A 14,030-nucleotide genomic window follows, 5' to 3' on the forward strand; every position below is an offset into this window, starting at 1 on the left:
TCAGTGATCATTTCCGCAGGTCAGCTTAGGTATGCCTAAGTGACGCAGCGCACCGGACCGTGATCCGGACGCGGGTTGTCAGGCTCTGAGGAATTACGCAACAATGGCGTTGTGAAAAACGTTGGCGAGGCTCCGCAGGAGGAACTCGCGACCGGGGAGCGGTCTACGCGCAACCGGGTCGCGCGCTCCGTCCTGGATCACGGCCCGTCCACCGTCGCGGACCTCGCGAAGCGCCTCGGGCTCACCCAGGCAGCCGTACGCAGGCACCTCGACACCCTCGTCCACGAGAACGTGGTCGAGCCCCGCGAGCAGCGCGTCTACGGCACGCGTACCCGCGGGCGCCCCGCCAAGGTCTTCGCCCTGACGGACTGCGGCCGGGACGCCTTCGACCAGTCCTACGACAAGCTCGCCGCCGACGCCCTGCGCTGGATCGGCGAGCGGCACGGCGAGGGAGCGGTCGTCGAATTCGCCCGCGAGCGGGTCGCCTCCCAGGCGGAGGCCTACCGCAAGGCGATCGACGCGGCACCTCCGGAGCAGCGCACCGAGGCTCTTGCGAAGGCGTTGACCCGCGACGGGTACGCTGCTACGGCGCGCAGCGCGCCGGTAGGCGAGCAGCTGTGCCAGCACCACTGCCCCGTCGCTCATGTCGCCGAGCAGTACCCGCAACTGTGCGAGGCGGAGACGGAGATCTTCTCCGTCCTGCTCGGAACGCATGTCCAGCGGCTCGCCACCATCGCCCACGGCGACGGCGTCTGCACGACGTTCATTCCCCGCAACACCGCACAACCCCCAGAGACCACTGTTAACGCATCTGCAAGCACGGCCGGGAGGAACCCCGCATGACTCTCCCCACGGAGACTGCCCACCCCGAACTCGAGGGTCTGGGTACGTACGAATACGGCTGGGCCGACTCCGACGCGGCTGGTGCCTCTGCCAAGCGCGGCATCAACGAGGACGTCGTCCGGGACATCTCGGCCAAGAAGTCCGAGCCGGAGTGGATGACCAAGCTCCGCCTCAAGGGCCTGCGCCTCTTCGACAAGAAGCCCATGCCCAACTGGGGCTCGGACCTGTCCGGCATCGACTTCGACAACATCAAGTACTTCGTGCGCTCCACGGAGAAGCAGGCGGAGTCCTGGGAGGACCTGCCCGAGGACATCAAGAACACGTACGACAAGCTCGGCATCCCCGAGGCGGAGAAGCAGCGCCTCGTCGCCGGTGTCGCGGCCCAGTACGAGTCCGAGGTCGTCTACCACCAGATCCGTGAGGACCTGGAGGAGCAGGGCGTCATCTTCCTGGACACCGACACGGCGCTGAAGGAGCACCCGGAGCTCTTCAAGGAGTACTTCGGGACCGTCATCCCCGTCGGCGACAACAAGTTCGCTTCGCTGAACACGGCCGTCTGGTCCGGCGGCTCGTTCATCTACGTCCCCAAGGGCGTGCACGTCGAGATCCCGCTCCAGGCCTACTTCCGCATCAACACGGAGAACATGGGCCAGTTCGAGCGGACCCTGATCATCGTGGACGAGGACGCCTACGTTCACTACGTCGAGGGCTGCACCGCGCCGATCTACAAGTCGGACTCGCTGCACTCCGCGGTCGTCGAGATCATCGTCAAGAAGGGCGGCCGCTGCCGCTACACGACGATCCAGAACTGGTCGAACAACGTCTACAACCTGGTCACCAAGCGCGCCGTGGCGTACGAGGGCGCGACCATGGAGTGGATCGACGGCAACATCGGCTCCAAGGTGACGATGAAGTACCCGGCTGTCTACCTCATGGGTGAGCACGCCAAGGGTGAGACCCTCTCCATCGCCTTCGCGGGCGAGGGGCAGCACCAGGACGCCGGTTCCAAGATGGTCCACATGGCGCCGAACACGTCCTCCAACATCGTCTCGAAGTCCGTGGCGCGTGGCGGTGGCCGCACCTCCTACCGCGGTCTCGTCGAGATCGGTGAGGGCGCCGCCGGATCGAAGTCGAACGTGCTCTGTGACGCGCTGCTCGTCGACACGATCTCCCGCTCGGACACGTACCCGTACGTCGACGTCCGCGAGGACGACGTCTCCATGGGTCACGAGGCGACCGTCTCCAAGGTCTCCGACGACCAGCTCTTCTACCTGATGAGCCGCGGCATGACCGAGTTCGAGGCCATGGCGATGATCGTCCGCGGCTTCGTCGAGCCGATCGCCAAGGAGCTGCCCATGGAGTACGCCCTGGAGCTGAACCGGCTGATCGAGCTGCAGATGGAGGGCTCGGTCGGTTAAGACCGGCCGCGTCCCCGTAGCAGCGAGCAGACTTCTTACGCAGAGAGAGAGCACGACGACAGCCATGGCTGAGGCTCAGAACATCCCGGTGGGATCCACCACCGCCGGATCCATCGCGGTGGCCGCCGAGTCCACCGTCGCCACCCGTATGAGCGCGCCCCCGTCCTTCGACGTGGCGGACTTCCCGGTGCCGCACGGCCGTGAGGAGGAGTGGCGGTTCACGCCGCTCGAGCGCCTTCGCGGGCTGCACGACGGCACGGCGGTCGCCACCGGCGGCATCCGCGTCGAGGTGACGGCGCCGGCGGGCGTGACCCAGGAGACCGTCGGCCGGGACGACGCGCGCGTGGGCAAGGCGGGCAAGCCCGTCGACCGCGTCGCCGCGCAGGCGTACTCGTCCTTCGAGAAGGCCTCGGTCGTGACCGTCCCCAAGGAGACGGTGCTCACCGAGCCGATCCGGATCGCGGTCCATGGCGAGGGCGGCACCGCCTTCGCGCACCAGGTGATCGAGCTCGGTGCCTTCGCCGAGGCCCTCGTCGTCATCGACCACACCGGTGACGCCGTGCTCGCGGGCAACGTCGACTACATCCTGGGCGACGGCGCCAAGCTGACCGTCGTCTCCGTCCAGGACTGGGACGACAAGGCCGTGCACGTCGCGCAGCACAACGCGCTGATCGGCCGGGACGCCTCCTTCAAGTCGGTCGTCGTGACCTTCGGCGGCGACGTCGTCCGCCTGCACCCCCGCGTCGAGTACGCGGGCACGGGCGGCGAGGCCGAGCTCATCGGTCTGTACGTCACCGACGCCGGCCAGCACCAGGAGCACCGCCTCCTGGTCGACCACAACCAGCCGCACTGCAAGTCGAACGTCGTCTACAAGGGCGCGCTCCAGGGCCAGGACGCCCACGCGGTGTGGATCGGCGACGTCCTCATCGAGGCCGCGGCCGAGGGCACGGACACGTACGAGATGAACCGCAACCTGGTTCTGACCGACGGCGCCCGCGTCGACTCCGTGCCGAACCTCGAGATCGAGACCGGCGAGATCGTCGGCGCGGGCCACGCATCGGCGACCGGCCGCTTCGACGACGAGCAGCTCTTCTACCTGCAGTCGCGCGGTATCCCGGAGGACGAGGCGCGCCGCCTGGTCGTCCGTGGATTCTTCGCCGAGCTGATCCAGCAGATCGGCCTGCCCGACATCGAAGAGCGCCTCCTCGCCAAGATCGAAGAGGAGCTGGAGGCGTCGGTCGCATGACATTCGTACGCGCCTGTGGCCTGAGCGAGCTGTCGGAGGACACCCCGAAGCGGGTGGAACTCGACGGCACGCCGGTCTCGGTCGTCCACACCGAGGGCGAGGTGTTCGCGATCTACGACATCTGCTCGCACGCGAACGTCTCCCTCTCCGAGGGAGAGGTGGAGGACTGTCAGATCGAGTGCTGGCTGCACGGCTCCGCATTCGACCTCCGCACCGGCAAGCCGTCCGGCCTTCCCGCGACGCGCCCCGTCCCCGTATACCCCGTAAAGATCGAAGGGGACGATGTGCTCGTCTCCGTCACCCAGGAGTCCTGAGGCACATGGCAACGCTTGAAATCCGCGACCTGCACGTCACTGTCGAGGTCGAGAACGGCACCAAGGAAATCCTCAAGGGTGTCGACCTGACCGTGAAGCAGGGCGAGACCCACGCCATCATGGGCCCGAACGGCTCCGGCAAGTCCACCCTCGCGTACTCGATCGCGGGACACCCCAAGTACACGATCACGCAGGGCACCGTCACCCTCGACGGCGAGGACGTCCTGGAGATGTCCGTCGACGAGCGCGCCCGCGCCGGCATGTTCCTGGCCATGCAGTACCCGGTCGAGGTCCCCGGCGTCTCGGTCTCCAACTTCCTGCGTACGTCGGCCACCGCGATCCGCGGCGAGGCCCCCAAGCTGCGCACCTGGGTGAAGGAGGTCAAGTCCGCGATGGAGCAGCTCCAGATGGACCCGGCCTTCGCCGAGCGCAACGTGAACGAGGGCTTCTCCGGCGGTGAGAAGAAGCGCCACGAGATCCTGCAGATGGAGCTCCTCAAGCCGAAGATCGCGATCCTCGACGAGACGGACTCCGGTCTGGACGTCGACGCCCTGCGTCAGGTCTCGGACGGCGTCAACCGCGTCCGTGAGACGGGCGAGGTCGGCACCCTGCTGATCACGCACTACACGCGCATCCTGCGCTACATCAAGCCCGACTTCGTGCACGTCTTCGCGAACGGCCGCATCGCCGAGTCCGGCGGCGCGGAGCTCGCCGACAAGCTCGAGGCCGAGGGCTACGAGGCTTACACGAAGGGTGGCGTATCAGCGTGACGTTGGCCCACCAGGGGCTCTCCGGCCTCCTCGACACCGAGGCGATCCGCAAGGACTTTCCCATCCTGGATCGCACGATCCACGACGGCAAAAAGCTCGTCTACCTGGACAACGCGGCCACGTCCCAGACCCCGCGCCAGGTGCTCGACGTACTCAACGAGTACTACGAGAAGCACAACGCCAACGTCCACCGCGGCGTGCACGTCCTCGCGGAGGAGGCCACGGCGCTGTACGAGGGCGCCCGTGACAAGGTCGCGGCGTTCATCAACGCGCCGAGCCGCGACGAGGTGATATTCACCAAGAACGCCTCGGAGTCGCTCAACCTCGTGGCCAACATGCTCGGTTGGGCCGACGAGCCCTACCGCGTGGACCACGAGACCGAGATCGTCATCACGGAGATGGAGCACCACTCCAACATCGTGCCGTGGCAGCTGCTCTCGCAGCGCACGGGCGCGAAGCTGAAGTGGTTCGGTCTCACGGACGACGGCCGGCTCGACCTGTCCAACATCGACGAGATCATCACGGAGAAGACGAAGATCGTCTCCTTCGTGCTCGTGTCGAACATCCTGGGCACGCTCAACCCGGTCGAGGCGATCGTCCGCCGCGCCCAGGAGGTCGGCGCGCTCGTCTTGATCGACGCCTCGCAGGCCGCCCCGCACATGGTGCTCGACGTGCAGGCGCTGCAGGCCGACTTCGTGGCCTTCACCGGCCACAAGATGCTCGGCCCGACGGGCATCGGCGTGCTGTGGGGACGGCAGGAGCTCCTCGAGGACCTGCCGCCGTTCCTCGGCGGCGGCGAGATGATCGAGACCGTGTCGATGCACTCGTCGACCTACGCTCCCGCGCCGCACAAGTTCGAGGCGGGCACGCCCCCGGTCTCCCAGGCCGTCGGCCTGGGCGCGGCCGTGGACTACCTGTCGGCGATCGGCATGGACAAGATCGCCGCGCATGAGCACGCGATCACCGAGTACGCGGTGAAGCGCCTCCTGGAGGTCCCCGACCTCCGGATCATCGGTCCGTCCACGGCGGAGGACCGCGGCGCCGCGATCTCCTTCACGCTCGGCGACATCCACCCGCACGACGTGGGCCAGGTCCTGGACGAGGAAGGCATCGCGGTCCGTGTGGGTCACCACTGCGCCCGCCCCGTCTGCCTCCGCTACGGAATTCCTGCGACCACGCGAGCGTCGTTCTATCTGTACTCCACGCCCGGCGAGATCGACGCGCTGATCGACGGCCTGGAGCACGTACGGAACTTCTTCGGCTGAGGGGCTGGCTGGGAACGTGAAGCTGGATTCGATGTACCAGGAAGTCATCCTGGACCACTACAAGCACCCGCACGGGCGCGGTCTGCGTGATGGCGACGCCGAGGTGCACCACGTCAACCCGACGTGCGGCGACGAGATCACGCTGCGCGTCAGGTACGACGGGTCGACGATCGCCGACGTGTCGTACGAGGGCCAGGGCTGCTCCATCAGCCAGGCCAGCGCGTCCGTCCTGAACGACCTGCTTGTCGGCAAGGAGCTCGCCGAGGCGCAGAAGATCCAGGCCGTGTTCCTGGAGCTGATGCAGTCCAAGGGCAAGCTGGAGCCGGACGACGCGATGGAGGAGATCCTGGAGGACGCGGTCGCGTTCGCGGGGGTCTCGAAGTACCCGGCGCGTGTGAAGTGTGCTCTGCTGAGCTGGATGGCGTGGAAGGACGCGACGGCCCAGGCGCTGGAGAGCGCCGGAGCCGGGATCGCTGAGAGGAAGACCGCATGAGCGAGAACGAGACGCTGACGAAGCCCGCCTCCGAAGAAGAGGTGCGCGAGGCGCTGTACGACGTCGTCGACCCCGAGCTGGGCATCGACGTCGTCAACCTCGGCCTGATCTACGGCATCCACATCGACGACGCGAACATCGCGACGATCGACATGACGCTCACCTCGGCGGCCTGCCCGCTGACGGACGTCATCGAGGACCAGGCGAAGTCCGCCACCGACGGCATCGTCAACGAGCTGCGGATCAACTGGGTCTGGATGCCGCCGTGGGGCCCGGACAAGATCACGGACGATGGTCGCGAGCAGCTTCGGGCGCTCGGGTTCAACGTCTGAGACACCACTGATACGGCTGATTCGGCCCCCCGCGCTTATGGCGCAGGGGGCCGAACTGCTTTTAGGGGGAGGTCGGCTGGGCCGTCGAGGCCTCCGTCAGCGTGTGGGCCAGGCCCTCCTTGCGGATGCGGCGGTCTATGTAGAGCAGGGCGGTCACCAGGGGGAGGAAGACCGTGGCGGCCAGCTGGGTGAGGAAGCTGCCGACCAGGCCGAGGACGGCGTACAGGCCGAACTGGGAACGCAGTTGGTCCAGGAAGTAGGCCGACGCGGAGTCGTCCGGGTCCACCGGGGGCGGTGTCGGGGCCGCGAACTGCAGGGGGAGCCGCAGCGCGAGGGACACCCCAAGGACGATGAGGCCCGCGAGCAGCGAGATGCCGAAGGTGCGCCACCAGGAGCCGCGCACCAGACGTACGGAGCGCCGCAACGCCGTGAAGGGGCCCGCTGATTCGAGGACCGCGGCCGCCGGGGCGAAGGCGAACAGGACGTACAGCCAGGCCGCGAGCGGCATCGTCACCAGGAACAGCGGGAAGACCAGGCCGATGGGGATGAGCGACTGGGTCATCATCAGGAAGACGATGGAGAAGAGGACCAGTGCGAACGCGGCCACCGGCAGCATCAGGATGAAGGAGAGAAAGAGCGTCACGGCCACCACGGACGGCGTCCGTGACCACGCCCTGCGCCAGACCGCGCCGAACGTCGCGGGGCGGCCGAGCACCGCCTCGTGCAGGGTGGCCGCGCAGGCGGCCTGGATGAACGAGTTGACGGCCAGCGTGGCGAGCATGAACAGCAGCCACACCAGGCCGAACGCGACCAGGATCGGCCTGCCGTCGTCCCAGGTGAAGTCCGTGCCCGGTTCGTACACGGCGCGGACGTGGTCCTGGGTCGCGGCGTAGGCGAGCCCCGCCCCGGCCACGAGGACGACGGCGAGCAGGCCGTAGGCCGCGGCGGCGGTGCCGAACAGCGGCTTGGCGTAGCGCCGCATCGTCGCGAACGCGCCGCCGATGATGTGGTTCGCGCCGAGCGGCGCGAGGGGGATGACGCCCGGCTTGGGCGGCGGGGGCAGGGGTGCCCAGCCGCTGCCGTTCCAGCCCCAGCCGGGCGGTGGCCCGCCGTAGGGCCCGGGCGGCCCGTACGGCCCCGGCGGCCCGTACGGCCCCGGCGGCCCGCCGTAAGGCGCCTGTGGTCCCCACCCCGATGTGTCTGACATCGCTCTTGTGCTCCGTAGCTTCGTGCGGTGTTCCGCGTGTGCTCGCTGTGGCCCCCCACAGTGATCGCGTCACCTTAGCCGGTTTGCCGTCCGGCTTTGCGTACGCCCGTACACAACGTTATGTACACTCGTACGCATGGGATACGGACTGCTGGCCGCGGCGATCGCGGCGGAGGTGGCCGGGACGACGGCCATGAAATACAGCGAAGGGTTCAGCAGGCTCTGGCCTTCGCTGATCACCGTCGCGGGATATCTGATCGCGTTCACCCTCCTCGCGCAGACGCTGAAGACGCTCTCCGTGGGGACCGCCTACGCGATCTGGGCGGGGATAGGGACCGCCGCGGTCGCCGGAATCGGGATGCTGTTCCTTGGGGAGTCGACGAGCCTGGTCAAGGTCTCCGGGATCGCGCTCGTGATCGCGGGCGTCGTCGTGCTCAATCTCGGAGGTGCGCACTGATGGCCCGCAGGTACGACCCCGAGCGGCGGCAGCGGATCATCGACGCCGCGATCCGGGTGGTAGGGCAGAAGGGGATCGGCGGGCTCAGTCATCGCTCGGTCGCCGCGGAGGCGGATGTGCCGCTCGGGTCAACGACCTATCATTTCAAGACACTTGACGAGCTGATGGTGGCCGCGCTGCGGCAGGCCAATGAGGGGTTCGCCAAGGCGGTCGCCGCGCGGAGCGCCTTCGAGGACCCGCGGGCCGATCTCGCAGGTGAGCTCGCCGCACTGCTCGGGGAGTGGCTCGCGGGGGATCGCACGGAGGTGGAGCTGGAGTACGAGCTCTATCTGGCCGCCCTGCGCAAGCCCGCCCTGCGGCCCGTCGCCGCCGAGTGCGGCGTGGGCCTCGCGGAGGTCCTGGAACAGCGCACCGACGCCGTCACCGCGCGGGCCATCGCCGCGCTCATGGACGGCATCTGTCTGGAGGTCCTGCTCACGGACGCGCGGTACGACGAGGAGTACGCGCGCGAGGCGTTCAGCCGGATTGTTCGGTCAGCCGGTTGACCGTCGCAGGCGGCCGACCGTCGCCAGTGCCGCGTCGACGCTCGCCGTGACATCCGTGACCGGGTACTGCACGTCCCGCACGACTCGGTCCCGGTCCACCACCAGGGTCAGCCGCTTCAGCCGGCTCACCCCGGCCGCGCGGAACGTCGGCAGGCGCAGCGCCGCCGTCAGGTTCAGGTCCGCGTCCGAGAGGAGCGGGAAGCGCAGCCGCTCCTTCTCGGCGAACGCCCGCTGTTCGTCGGGGCGTTGGGTGGAAACCCCGTGGACCGTCGCGCCCGCCGCGGTGAACTCGGCGAGCCGGTCGCGGTAGGTACAGGACTCCAGCGTGCAGCCCTGGGCGCCGGGGATCTCGGCCCAGTCGGGCGGGTAGGCGTCCTTGCGGGCGTAGGCGCCCGGGAAGCAGTACAAGACGGTGTACGGGGTGGTGGCGGCCACCGGGTCATTGAACTCCCCGTCCCCGCCGAGGAGTTGGAGCTCGGGCAGGTGTGTGCCCAGGAGCTCGTGGACCCGCTGTGCCTCCATGGAGACCTCCGCCGCGGTCGCCATCGTCTCTCCCTCTCCCATCACCCAGGTGTCGCCCCAGTCCTGGAGGGCGACCAGGACCGGCAGCAACGCGCGGCCGCGTGGCGTCAGGCGGTACTCGTGGCGTACCGGACGGTCCTGATAGGGGACGCGCGTGAGCACCTCCGCGTCCACCAGGAGGCGCAGCCGCTCGGTCAACACCTTGCGGGACACGCCCAGTTCACGCTGCAGCTCGTCGAAGCGGTGCAGGCCGCGGGCCGCGTCGCGCACGATCAGGAGGGTCCACCAGTCGCCCACGACGTCCAGGGCCTGCGCGATGGCGCAGTGGTCGTCGTCGAGCCGGGTCCGTTGCGCCATGGCCCCCATGCTGACATAGTCCGTTCCCAAAAGGAACTCACTGTCTTGCTGGGGGTGGCATGCTGCGCAGCCTGCGTGACGTACCGAGAACCGTGTGGCTGCTGGCCGCCGGCGGCTTCTTCAACATGGTCGTCGCCTTCACCTTCGTCTATTTCTTCGTCTACCTGACGGACGAGCGCGGCCTCTCCGTCGCCCAGGCCGGGGTGATCAGCGGCATGGGCGGGGCGGGCATGGTCGCGGGCAACTTCACCGGCGGCTGGTTCGGCGACCGGTACGGCCACCGCAGGATCCTGCTCATCGGATCGCTGATCAGCGGCGCGGGCGTGCTCGCGCTGCCCGTTCTCCCGCTCGCCCTGCTGTACGTGGTGCCGACCCTGAGCCAGTACGCCGGAGGATGCGTGCGCGCGGCGAACGGCGCGCTCGTCGCGGTCACCGTGCCCGAGGGCGGACGGCGCCAGGCCTTCGCCGTGACGCGGTTCGCGGCCAATGCGGGATTCACCGTCGGGCCCCCGCTGGGCGCGCTGATCATCGCGCACGCCTCGTACGGCCTGCTCTTCGTCGTCGACGGGCTCGGCACCCTCGCCTTCGCCGCGTACGCCTGGCGCGTCCTGCCCGCGCACGGCGCCGTGCGCGCCGCCAGAACGGCCGAGCCGGGCCCCGGGGTGTTCGCCGCGCTGCGACAGCGCCCCACCGTCCTCGTCCTGCTCGGCGCGATCCTCGTCACCGACCTGGTCTACCGGCAGCAGTACTCGACGCTCCCCGTCGACCTCGCACGCCACGGCCTGGACACCGGCGTCTACGGCTGGCTCCTCGCGATCAACGGCGGCGTCATCCTGCTCCTCGAACTCCCCGCCACCCTCGCCCTGCGCGGCCGCGCGCCGCTGCGGATCGTCGGGGCCGGGCTGCTCCTGGTCGGCGCGGGGTACGCCGCGCTCGTCATCGGCACCTCGGTCGCCACCGCCGTGGCCATGATGCTGCTGCTCACCGCGGGCGAGGTCCTCTACAAGACTCCGGCCACCGCGTACGTCGCCGACCATGCGCCCGCCCATGCGCAGGGCCGCTTCCAGAGCCTGTACTCGGGGGTCTCGGTCAGCGGTGTCGTGCTTTCGGCGCCGCTCGGCGGGGCGCTGTACTCCGTGGCGCCGGGGCTGCTCTGGCCGCTGTGCGCGGCTCTCGCGGGCGCGGCCGGGTGCGCCGTCCTCGTCGCCGGGCGGTCCGCCCCGGAGCAGGGCCCCGGCGGTCCCCCGGCCCGGTCCCTGAGACCGGTTCGCCCGCGCGGCGCCCGGCCGGTTAGGTTTTCCCCATGACCGACACGAACGCTTCCCGCACCATCGGCGCCGTCGCCGCAGGCCTTGCCACCGTCACCGCCGACGGCACCGTCCTCGACACCTGGTTCCCCGCGCCCGAGCTCGCCGCCGAGCCGGGCCCGTCCGGCACCGAGCGGCTCACCGCCGAGCGCGCCGTGGAGCTGCTCGGCGACGGTGCCGCCAAGGCGATCGGCCCCGACGCCCGCCGTGGCGTGGAGATCATCGCCGTACGTACGGTCATCGCGTCCCTCGACGAGAAGCCGCTGGACGCCCACGACGCGTACCTGCGTCTGCACCTGCTCTCGCACCGCCTGGTCAAGCCGCACGGCCAGAGCCTGGACGGCGTCTTCGGCCTGCTCGCCAACGTCGCCTGGACCTCGCTCGGCCCGGTCGCCGTGGACGACGTCGAGAAGGTCCGGCTCAACGCCCGCGCCGAGGGCCTGCACCTCGCCGTGACCTCCATCGACAAGTTCCCGCGCATGACGGACTACGTCGCACCCAAGGGCGTCCGCATCGCCGACGCCGACCGCGTCCGGCTCGGCGCGCACCTCGCCGAGGGCACCACCGTCATGCACGAGGGCTTCGTGAACTTCAACGCGGGCACGCTCGGCACCTCCATGGTCGAGGGCCGCATCTCCGCCGGTGTCGTCGTCGGCGACGGCTCGGACATCGGCGGTGGCGCCTCCACCATGGGCACCCTCTCCGGCGGCGGCAACGTCCGCATCGTCATCGGCGAGCGCTGCCTGATCGGCGCCGAGGCCGGCGTCGGCATCGCCCTCGGCGACGAGTGCGTCGTCGAGGCCGGTCTGTACGTCACCGCGGGCACCCGCGTCACCATGCCCGACGGGCAGATCGTCAAGGCCCGCGAGCTCTCCGGCGCCTCGAACATCCTCTTCCGCCGCAACTCGGTCTCCGGCGCCGTCGAGGCCCGCCCGAACAACGCGGTGTGGGGCGGCCTGAACGACGTCCTGCACAGCCACAACTGACGTACGCCACACACTCCGCGTGGGCGGCCCGCACCGAAACCGGTGCGGGCCGCCCACGCGTATGTAGGGACAGATACACAGGCGAGGCATAGCGGGGCGGCGCCGCGCGCGTCATCACGGGCAGAGGGGCAGTGAGGCCCGTCGGAACGCAGGAGACGAGAAGGTGGCGATGGATGCCGAAGGCCAGGAAAGCTTCCGGGAGTTCGTGGACAACAGGTCGGCCGCACTTCTGAGGACCGCCGTGCTGCTCAGCGGCGGCGACCGGCACGCGGCCGAGGACCTGCTGCAGAACGCGCTGGTCAAGGCCGCGGGCCGGTGGCATCGGATCGACGATCCCGAGGCGTACGTACGGCAGATCCTCTACCGGCAGCAGGTCGGCCGCTGGCGGCTGAAGTGGCCGCGGCGCGAACTGGCCGTCGCCGAGCCGCCGGAGAGCGCCGTGGGGGACGGCGCGGGCGCCGCCGAGCTGCGCATCGTGATGCGGGCGGCGCTCGCCCGGCTCACCACGCGGCAGCGCACCGTGCTCGTCCTGCGCTACTTCGAGGACCTGCCGGAGGCGGATGTCGCCCGGCTGCTCGGCTGCTCGGTCGGCACCGTGCGCAGCACGACGCACCGCTCGCTCGCCAAGCTGCGCGGCCTCGCGCCGGAACTGGCGGCGCTCGACGGTCCTGACCCCGGCCCAGGCCGCCGGCCGTCCCCCGACTACTCGCCCGTGTCGTCCGTGGAGGTAAAGCCGTGAACGTGGAAGAAGTGGTGCGCGAGTCGCTCCGGGAGCAGGCGGGCGACGGCGTGCGGCCCCCGGACGGGTTCGCCGACCGGGTCCTTGCGCTCAGGCGCCGCCGCAGGACCCGCACCATCGCGGGCCTCGCGGTCGCCACGGCCGCGGCGGTCGCGGCCGCGGTGGCCGTGCCCGCGCTGGACTCCGGCGGCGAGGACGTACGCCCCGCGAGCGACGCCCAGACCGGCGATGTCGTCGCCCACCCCGACCAGTCGCCGCCCCGCGACCTGATCGCCGCGGGGAGCACCGCGCTCGCCGCGTTCTACACCACCCGGACGACGGAGCAGCCGGGCGGCGACAAGCTCACCACCCGTACGTACGGTCTGCTCGACCAGAAGACGGGGACGTACAAGAAGGCCTCCAAGAAGTGGGCCTGGATCGATGTCGCGCCGGGCATGCGCACCGCCGCGGTCCTGGAGGGCGAACTGCCCGCCCGGCGCATCGGGATCCTCGACCTGATCACCGGCAAGGTCGAGCGCTGGATCCCGGTGAACCACCCGGTGGCGGGGGTCAGTTGGTCCCCCGACGGCGGCAAACTGGTCGCCACCGCGTACAGCAAGAACCCCGACCGGCTGATCGACCTGCCCGACGACCACCCCAAGAACCCGCCCCAGCGGCACGGCAGCCGCACCGGATTCTTCGTCGTCGACGCCCCGTCCGGCGAGGTGGGCCCGTTCCGCGAGCTGCCGCAGAAGGCCGCCGGCAAGTTCGGCTTCTTCGAAGGCAACTCGCGCGAGGACCTGCGCTGGAGCCATGACGGCAAGCTGCTCTACGTTCAGCTGGCGGCGGGCGCCGACGGCGAGAACCGCGCCTGGTACACGCCGGAGGGCAAGAAGACGAAGGCGCCCGCCGCCGAGCGGTACGCGGGCTGGCCCGAGGCCGGTCTCTCGCCCGACGGGAAGCTGCTCGCGAGCGACGGCAACGACAAGGGCTCACCAGTCCTCGACCCGAGGACCGGCAAGAAGATCACCACGGTGCCGGGGCAGCAGCAGCTCGCCTGGGCCGACAACAAGCGGTTGATCGCGTGGGGCTGCGACCCCGAGAAGTGCAGCGGGAAGGGCGAGTTCCGCAACCAGCTCGTGCTGGTCACCGTCGACAGCAAGAAGGTCGTGCCGCTCAGCGACTTCCGCAAGGCGTCGGACGACTATCCGGGCCGCTGGACGCCGATGTTCGCCGCCCGCTGACCCCCG

At 69.7% G+C, this 14,030-nt stretch carries 16 protein-coding genes; 14 read left to right on the forward strand and 2 right to left on the reverse strand.

All coding sequences use genetic code 11. The annotated features are described in order from the left end of the window. The first annotated feature begins 111 nt into the window (after positions 1–111). The 8 genes from AB0G47_RS03670 (at position 112) to AB0G47_RS03705 (ending at position 6,681) form a co-directional block, all read left to right on the forward strand. The gene (locus tag AB0G47_RS03670; RefSeq protein WP_360763635.1) at positions 112–843 is read left to right on the forward strand and encodes a metalloregulator ArsR/SmtB family transcription factor; all 732 of its coding nucleotides are present in this window, start codon (positions 112–114) and stop codon (positions 841–843) included. Then, positions 840–2,261, forward strand: coding sequence for a Fe-S cluster assembly protein SufB (gene sufB / locus AB0G47_RS03675; RefSeq protein WP_266868326.1), 1,422 nt, complete (start codon positions 840–842; stop codon positions 2,259–2,261). The genes AB0G47_RS03670 and sufB overlap by 4 nt, the downstream gene beginning before the upstream one ends. A 64-nt stretch (positions 2,262–2,325) precedes the next feature. Then, positions 2,326–3,507, forward strand: a complete 1,182-nt coding sequence (sufD, locus tag AB0G47_RS03680; protein WP_360763637.1) for a Fe-S cluster assembly protein SufD — start codon at positions 2,326–2,328, stop codon at positions 3,505–3,507. After that, positions 3,504–3,821, forward strand: a complete 318-nt coding sequence (locus AB0G47_RS03685) for a non-heme iron oxygenase ferredoxin subunit (protein WP_360763639.1) — start codon at positions 3,504–3,506, stop codon at positions 3,819–3,821. The genes sufD and AB0G47_RS03685 overlap by 4 nt, the downstream gene beginning before the upstream one ends. A gap of 5 nt (positions 3,822–3,826) precedes the next feature. Further along, positions 3,827–4,591 carry a Fe-S cluster assembly ATPase SufC gene (gene sufC, locus AB0G47_RS03690; RefSeq protein WP_160504343.1) on the forward strand — a complete coding sequence of 255 codons (765 nt, stop codon included), beginning with the start codon at positions 3,827–3,829 and terminating at the stop codon, positions 4,589–4,591. Continuing rightward, the gene (locus tag AB0G47_RS03695) at positions 4,588–5,856 is read left to right on the forward strand and encodes a cysteine desulfurase (RefSeq protein WP_360763641.1); all 1,269 of its coding nucleotides are present in this window, start codon (positions 4,588–4,590) and stop codon (positions 5,854–5,856) included. Before sufC ends, AB0G47_RS03695 begins: the two co-directional genes overlap by 4 nt. A 16-nt stretch (positions 5,857–5,872) precedes the next feature. Continuing rightward, the gene (gene sufU / locus AB0G47_RS03700) at positions 5,873–6,349 is read left to right on the forward strand and encodes a Fe-S cluster assembly sulfur transfer protein SufU (protein WP_360763643.1); all 477 of its coding nucleotides are present in this window, start codon (positions 5,873–5,875) and stop codon (positions 6,347–6,349) included. Next, a complete protein-coding gene (locus tag AB0G47_RS03705) occupies positions 6,346–6,681 on the forward strand; it encodes a metal-sulfur cluster assembly factor (protein ID WP_135329414.1) in 336 nt (111 codons plus the stop codon). The genes sufU and AB0G47_RS03705 overlap by 4 nt, the downstream gene beginning before the upstream one ends. A 61-nt stretch (positions 6,682–6,742) precedes the next feature. Here the strand turns inward: AB0G47_RS03705 and AB0G47_RS03710 are convergent, their stop codons facing one another. Beyond that, positions 6,743–7,888 carry a hypothetical protein gene (locus AB0G47_RS03710; protein ID WP_360763645.1) on the reverse strand — a complete coding sequence of 382 codons (1,146 nt, stop codon included), beginning with the start codon at positions 7,886–7,888 and terminating at the stop codon, positions 6,743–6,745. Positions 7,889–8,024: 136 nt separating this feature from the next. On the opposite strand from AB0G47_RS03710, the gene AB0G47_RS03715 reads away from it, so the two are divergent. Beyond that, positions 8,025–8,345 (forward strand): multidrug efflux SMR transporter, encoded by a 321-nt coding sequence (locus AB0G47_RS03715; protein WP_266868340.1) that lies wholly within the window; start codon positions 8,025–8,027, stop codon positions 8,343–8,345. Then, positions 8,345–8,890 carry a TetR family transcriptional regulator gene (locus tag AB0G47_RS03720; RefSeq protein WP_360763647.1) on the forward strand — a complete coding sequence of 182 codons (546 nt, stop codon included), beginning with the start codon at positions 8,345–8,347 and terminating at the stop codon, positions 8,888–8,890. Before AB0G47_RS03715 ends, AB0G47_RS03720 begins: the two co-directional genes overlap by 1 nt. Here AB0G47_RS03720 and AB0G47_RS03725 read toward each other — a convergent pair. Further along, a complete protein-coding gene (locus AB0G47_RS03725; RefSeq protein ID WP_360763649.1) occupies positions 8,879–9,769 on the reverse strand; it encodes a winged helix-turn-helix transcriptional regulator in 891 nt (296 codons plus the stop codon). The genes AB0G47_RS03720 and AB0G47_RS03725 overlap by 12 nt on opposite strands. Positions 9,770–9,828: 59 nt before the next feature. Here AB0G47_RS03725 and AB0G47_RS03730 point away from each other — a divergent pair, with 59 nt between their 5' ends. The 4 genes from AB0G47_RS03730 (at position 9,829) to AB0G47_RS03745 (ending at position 14,024) form a co-directional block, all read left to right on the forward strand. Continuing rightward, positions 9,829–11,076 (forward strand): MFS transporter, encoded by a 1,248-nt coding sequence (locus tag AB0G47_RS03730; protein WP_360763651.1) that lies wholly within the window; start codon positions 9,829–9,831, stop codon positions 11,074–11,076. Further along, positions 11,073–12,062 carry a 2,3,4,5-tetrahydropyridine-2,6-dicarboxylate N-succinyltransferase gene (gene dapD / locus AB0G47_RS03735; protein ID WP_360763652.1) on the forward strand — a complete coding sequence of 330 codons (990 nt, stop codon included), beginning with the start codon at positions 11,073–11,075 and terminating at the stop codon, positions 12,060–12,062. The genes AB0G47_RS03730 and dapD overlap by 4 nt, the downstream gene beginning before the upstream one ends. Before the next feature lie 169 nt (positions 12,063–12,231). Then, entirely contained in the window at positions 12,232–12,801 is a 570-nt protein-coding gene (locus AB0G47_RS03740; RefSeq protein ID WP_360763963.1) for a SigE family RNA polymerase sigma factor, read from the forward strand. Beyond that, positions 12,798–14,024 carry a WD40 repeat domain-containing protein gene (locus tag AB0G47_RS03745; RefSeq protein ID WP_360763654.1) on the forward strand — a complete coding sequence of 409 codons (1,227 nt, stop codon included), beginning with the start codon at positions 12,798–12,800 and terminating at the stop codon, positions 14,022–14,024. The genes AB0G47_RS03740 and AB0G47_RS03745 overlap by 4 nt, the downstream gene beginning before the upstream one ends. Positions 14,025–14,030 lie beyond the last annotated feature (6 nt).

Source organism: Streptomyces sp. NPDC021622 (assembly GCF_040640795.1).
GTDB lineage: Bacteria > Actinomycetota > Actinomycetes > Streptomycetales > Streptomycetaceae > Streptomyces.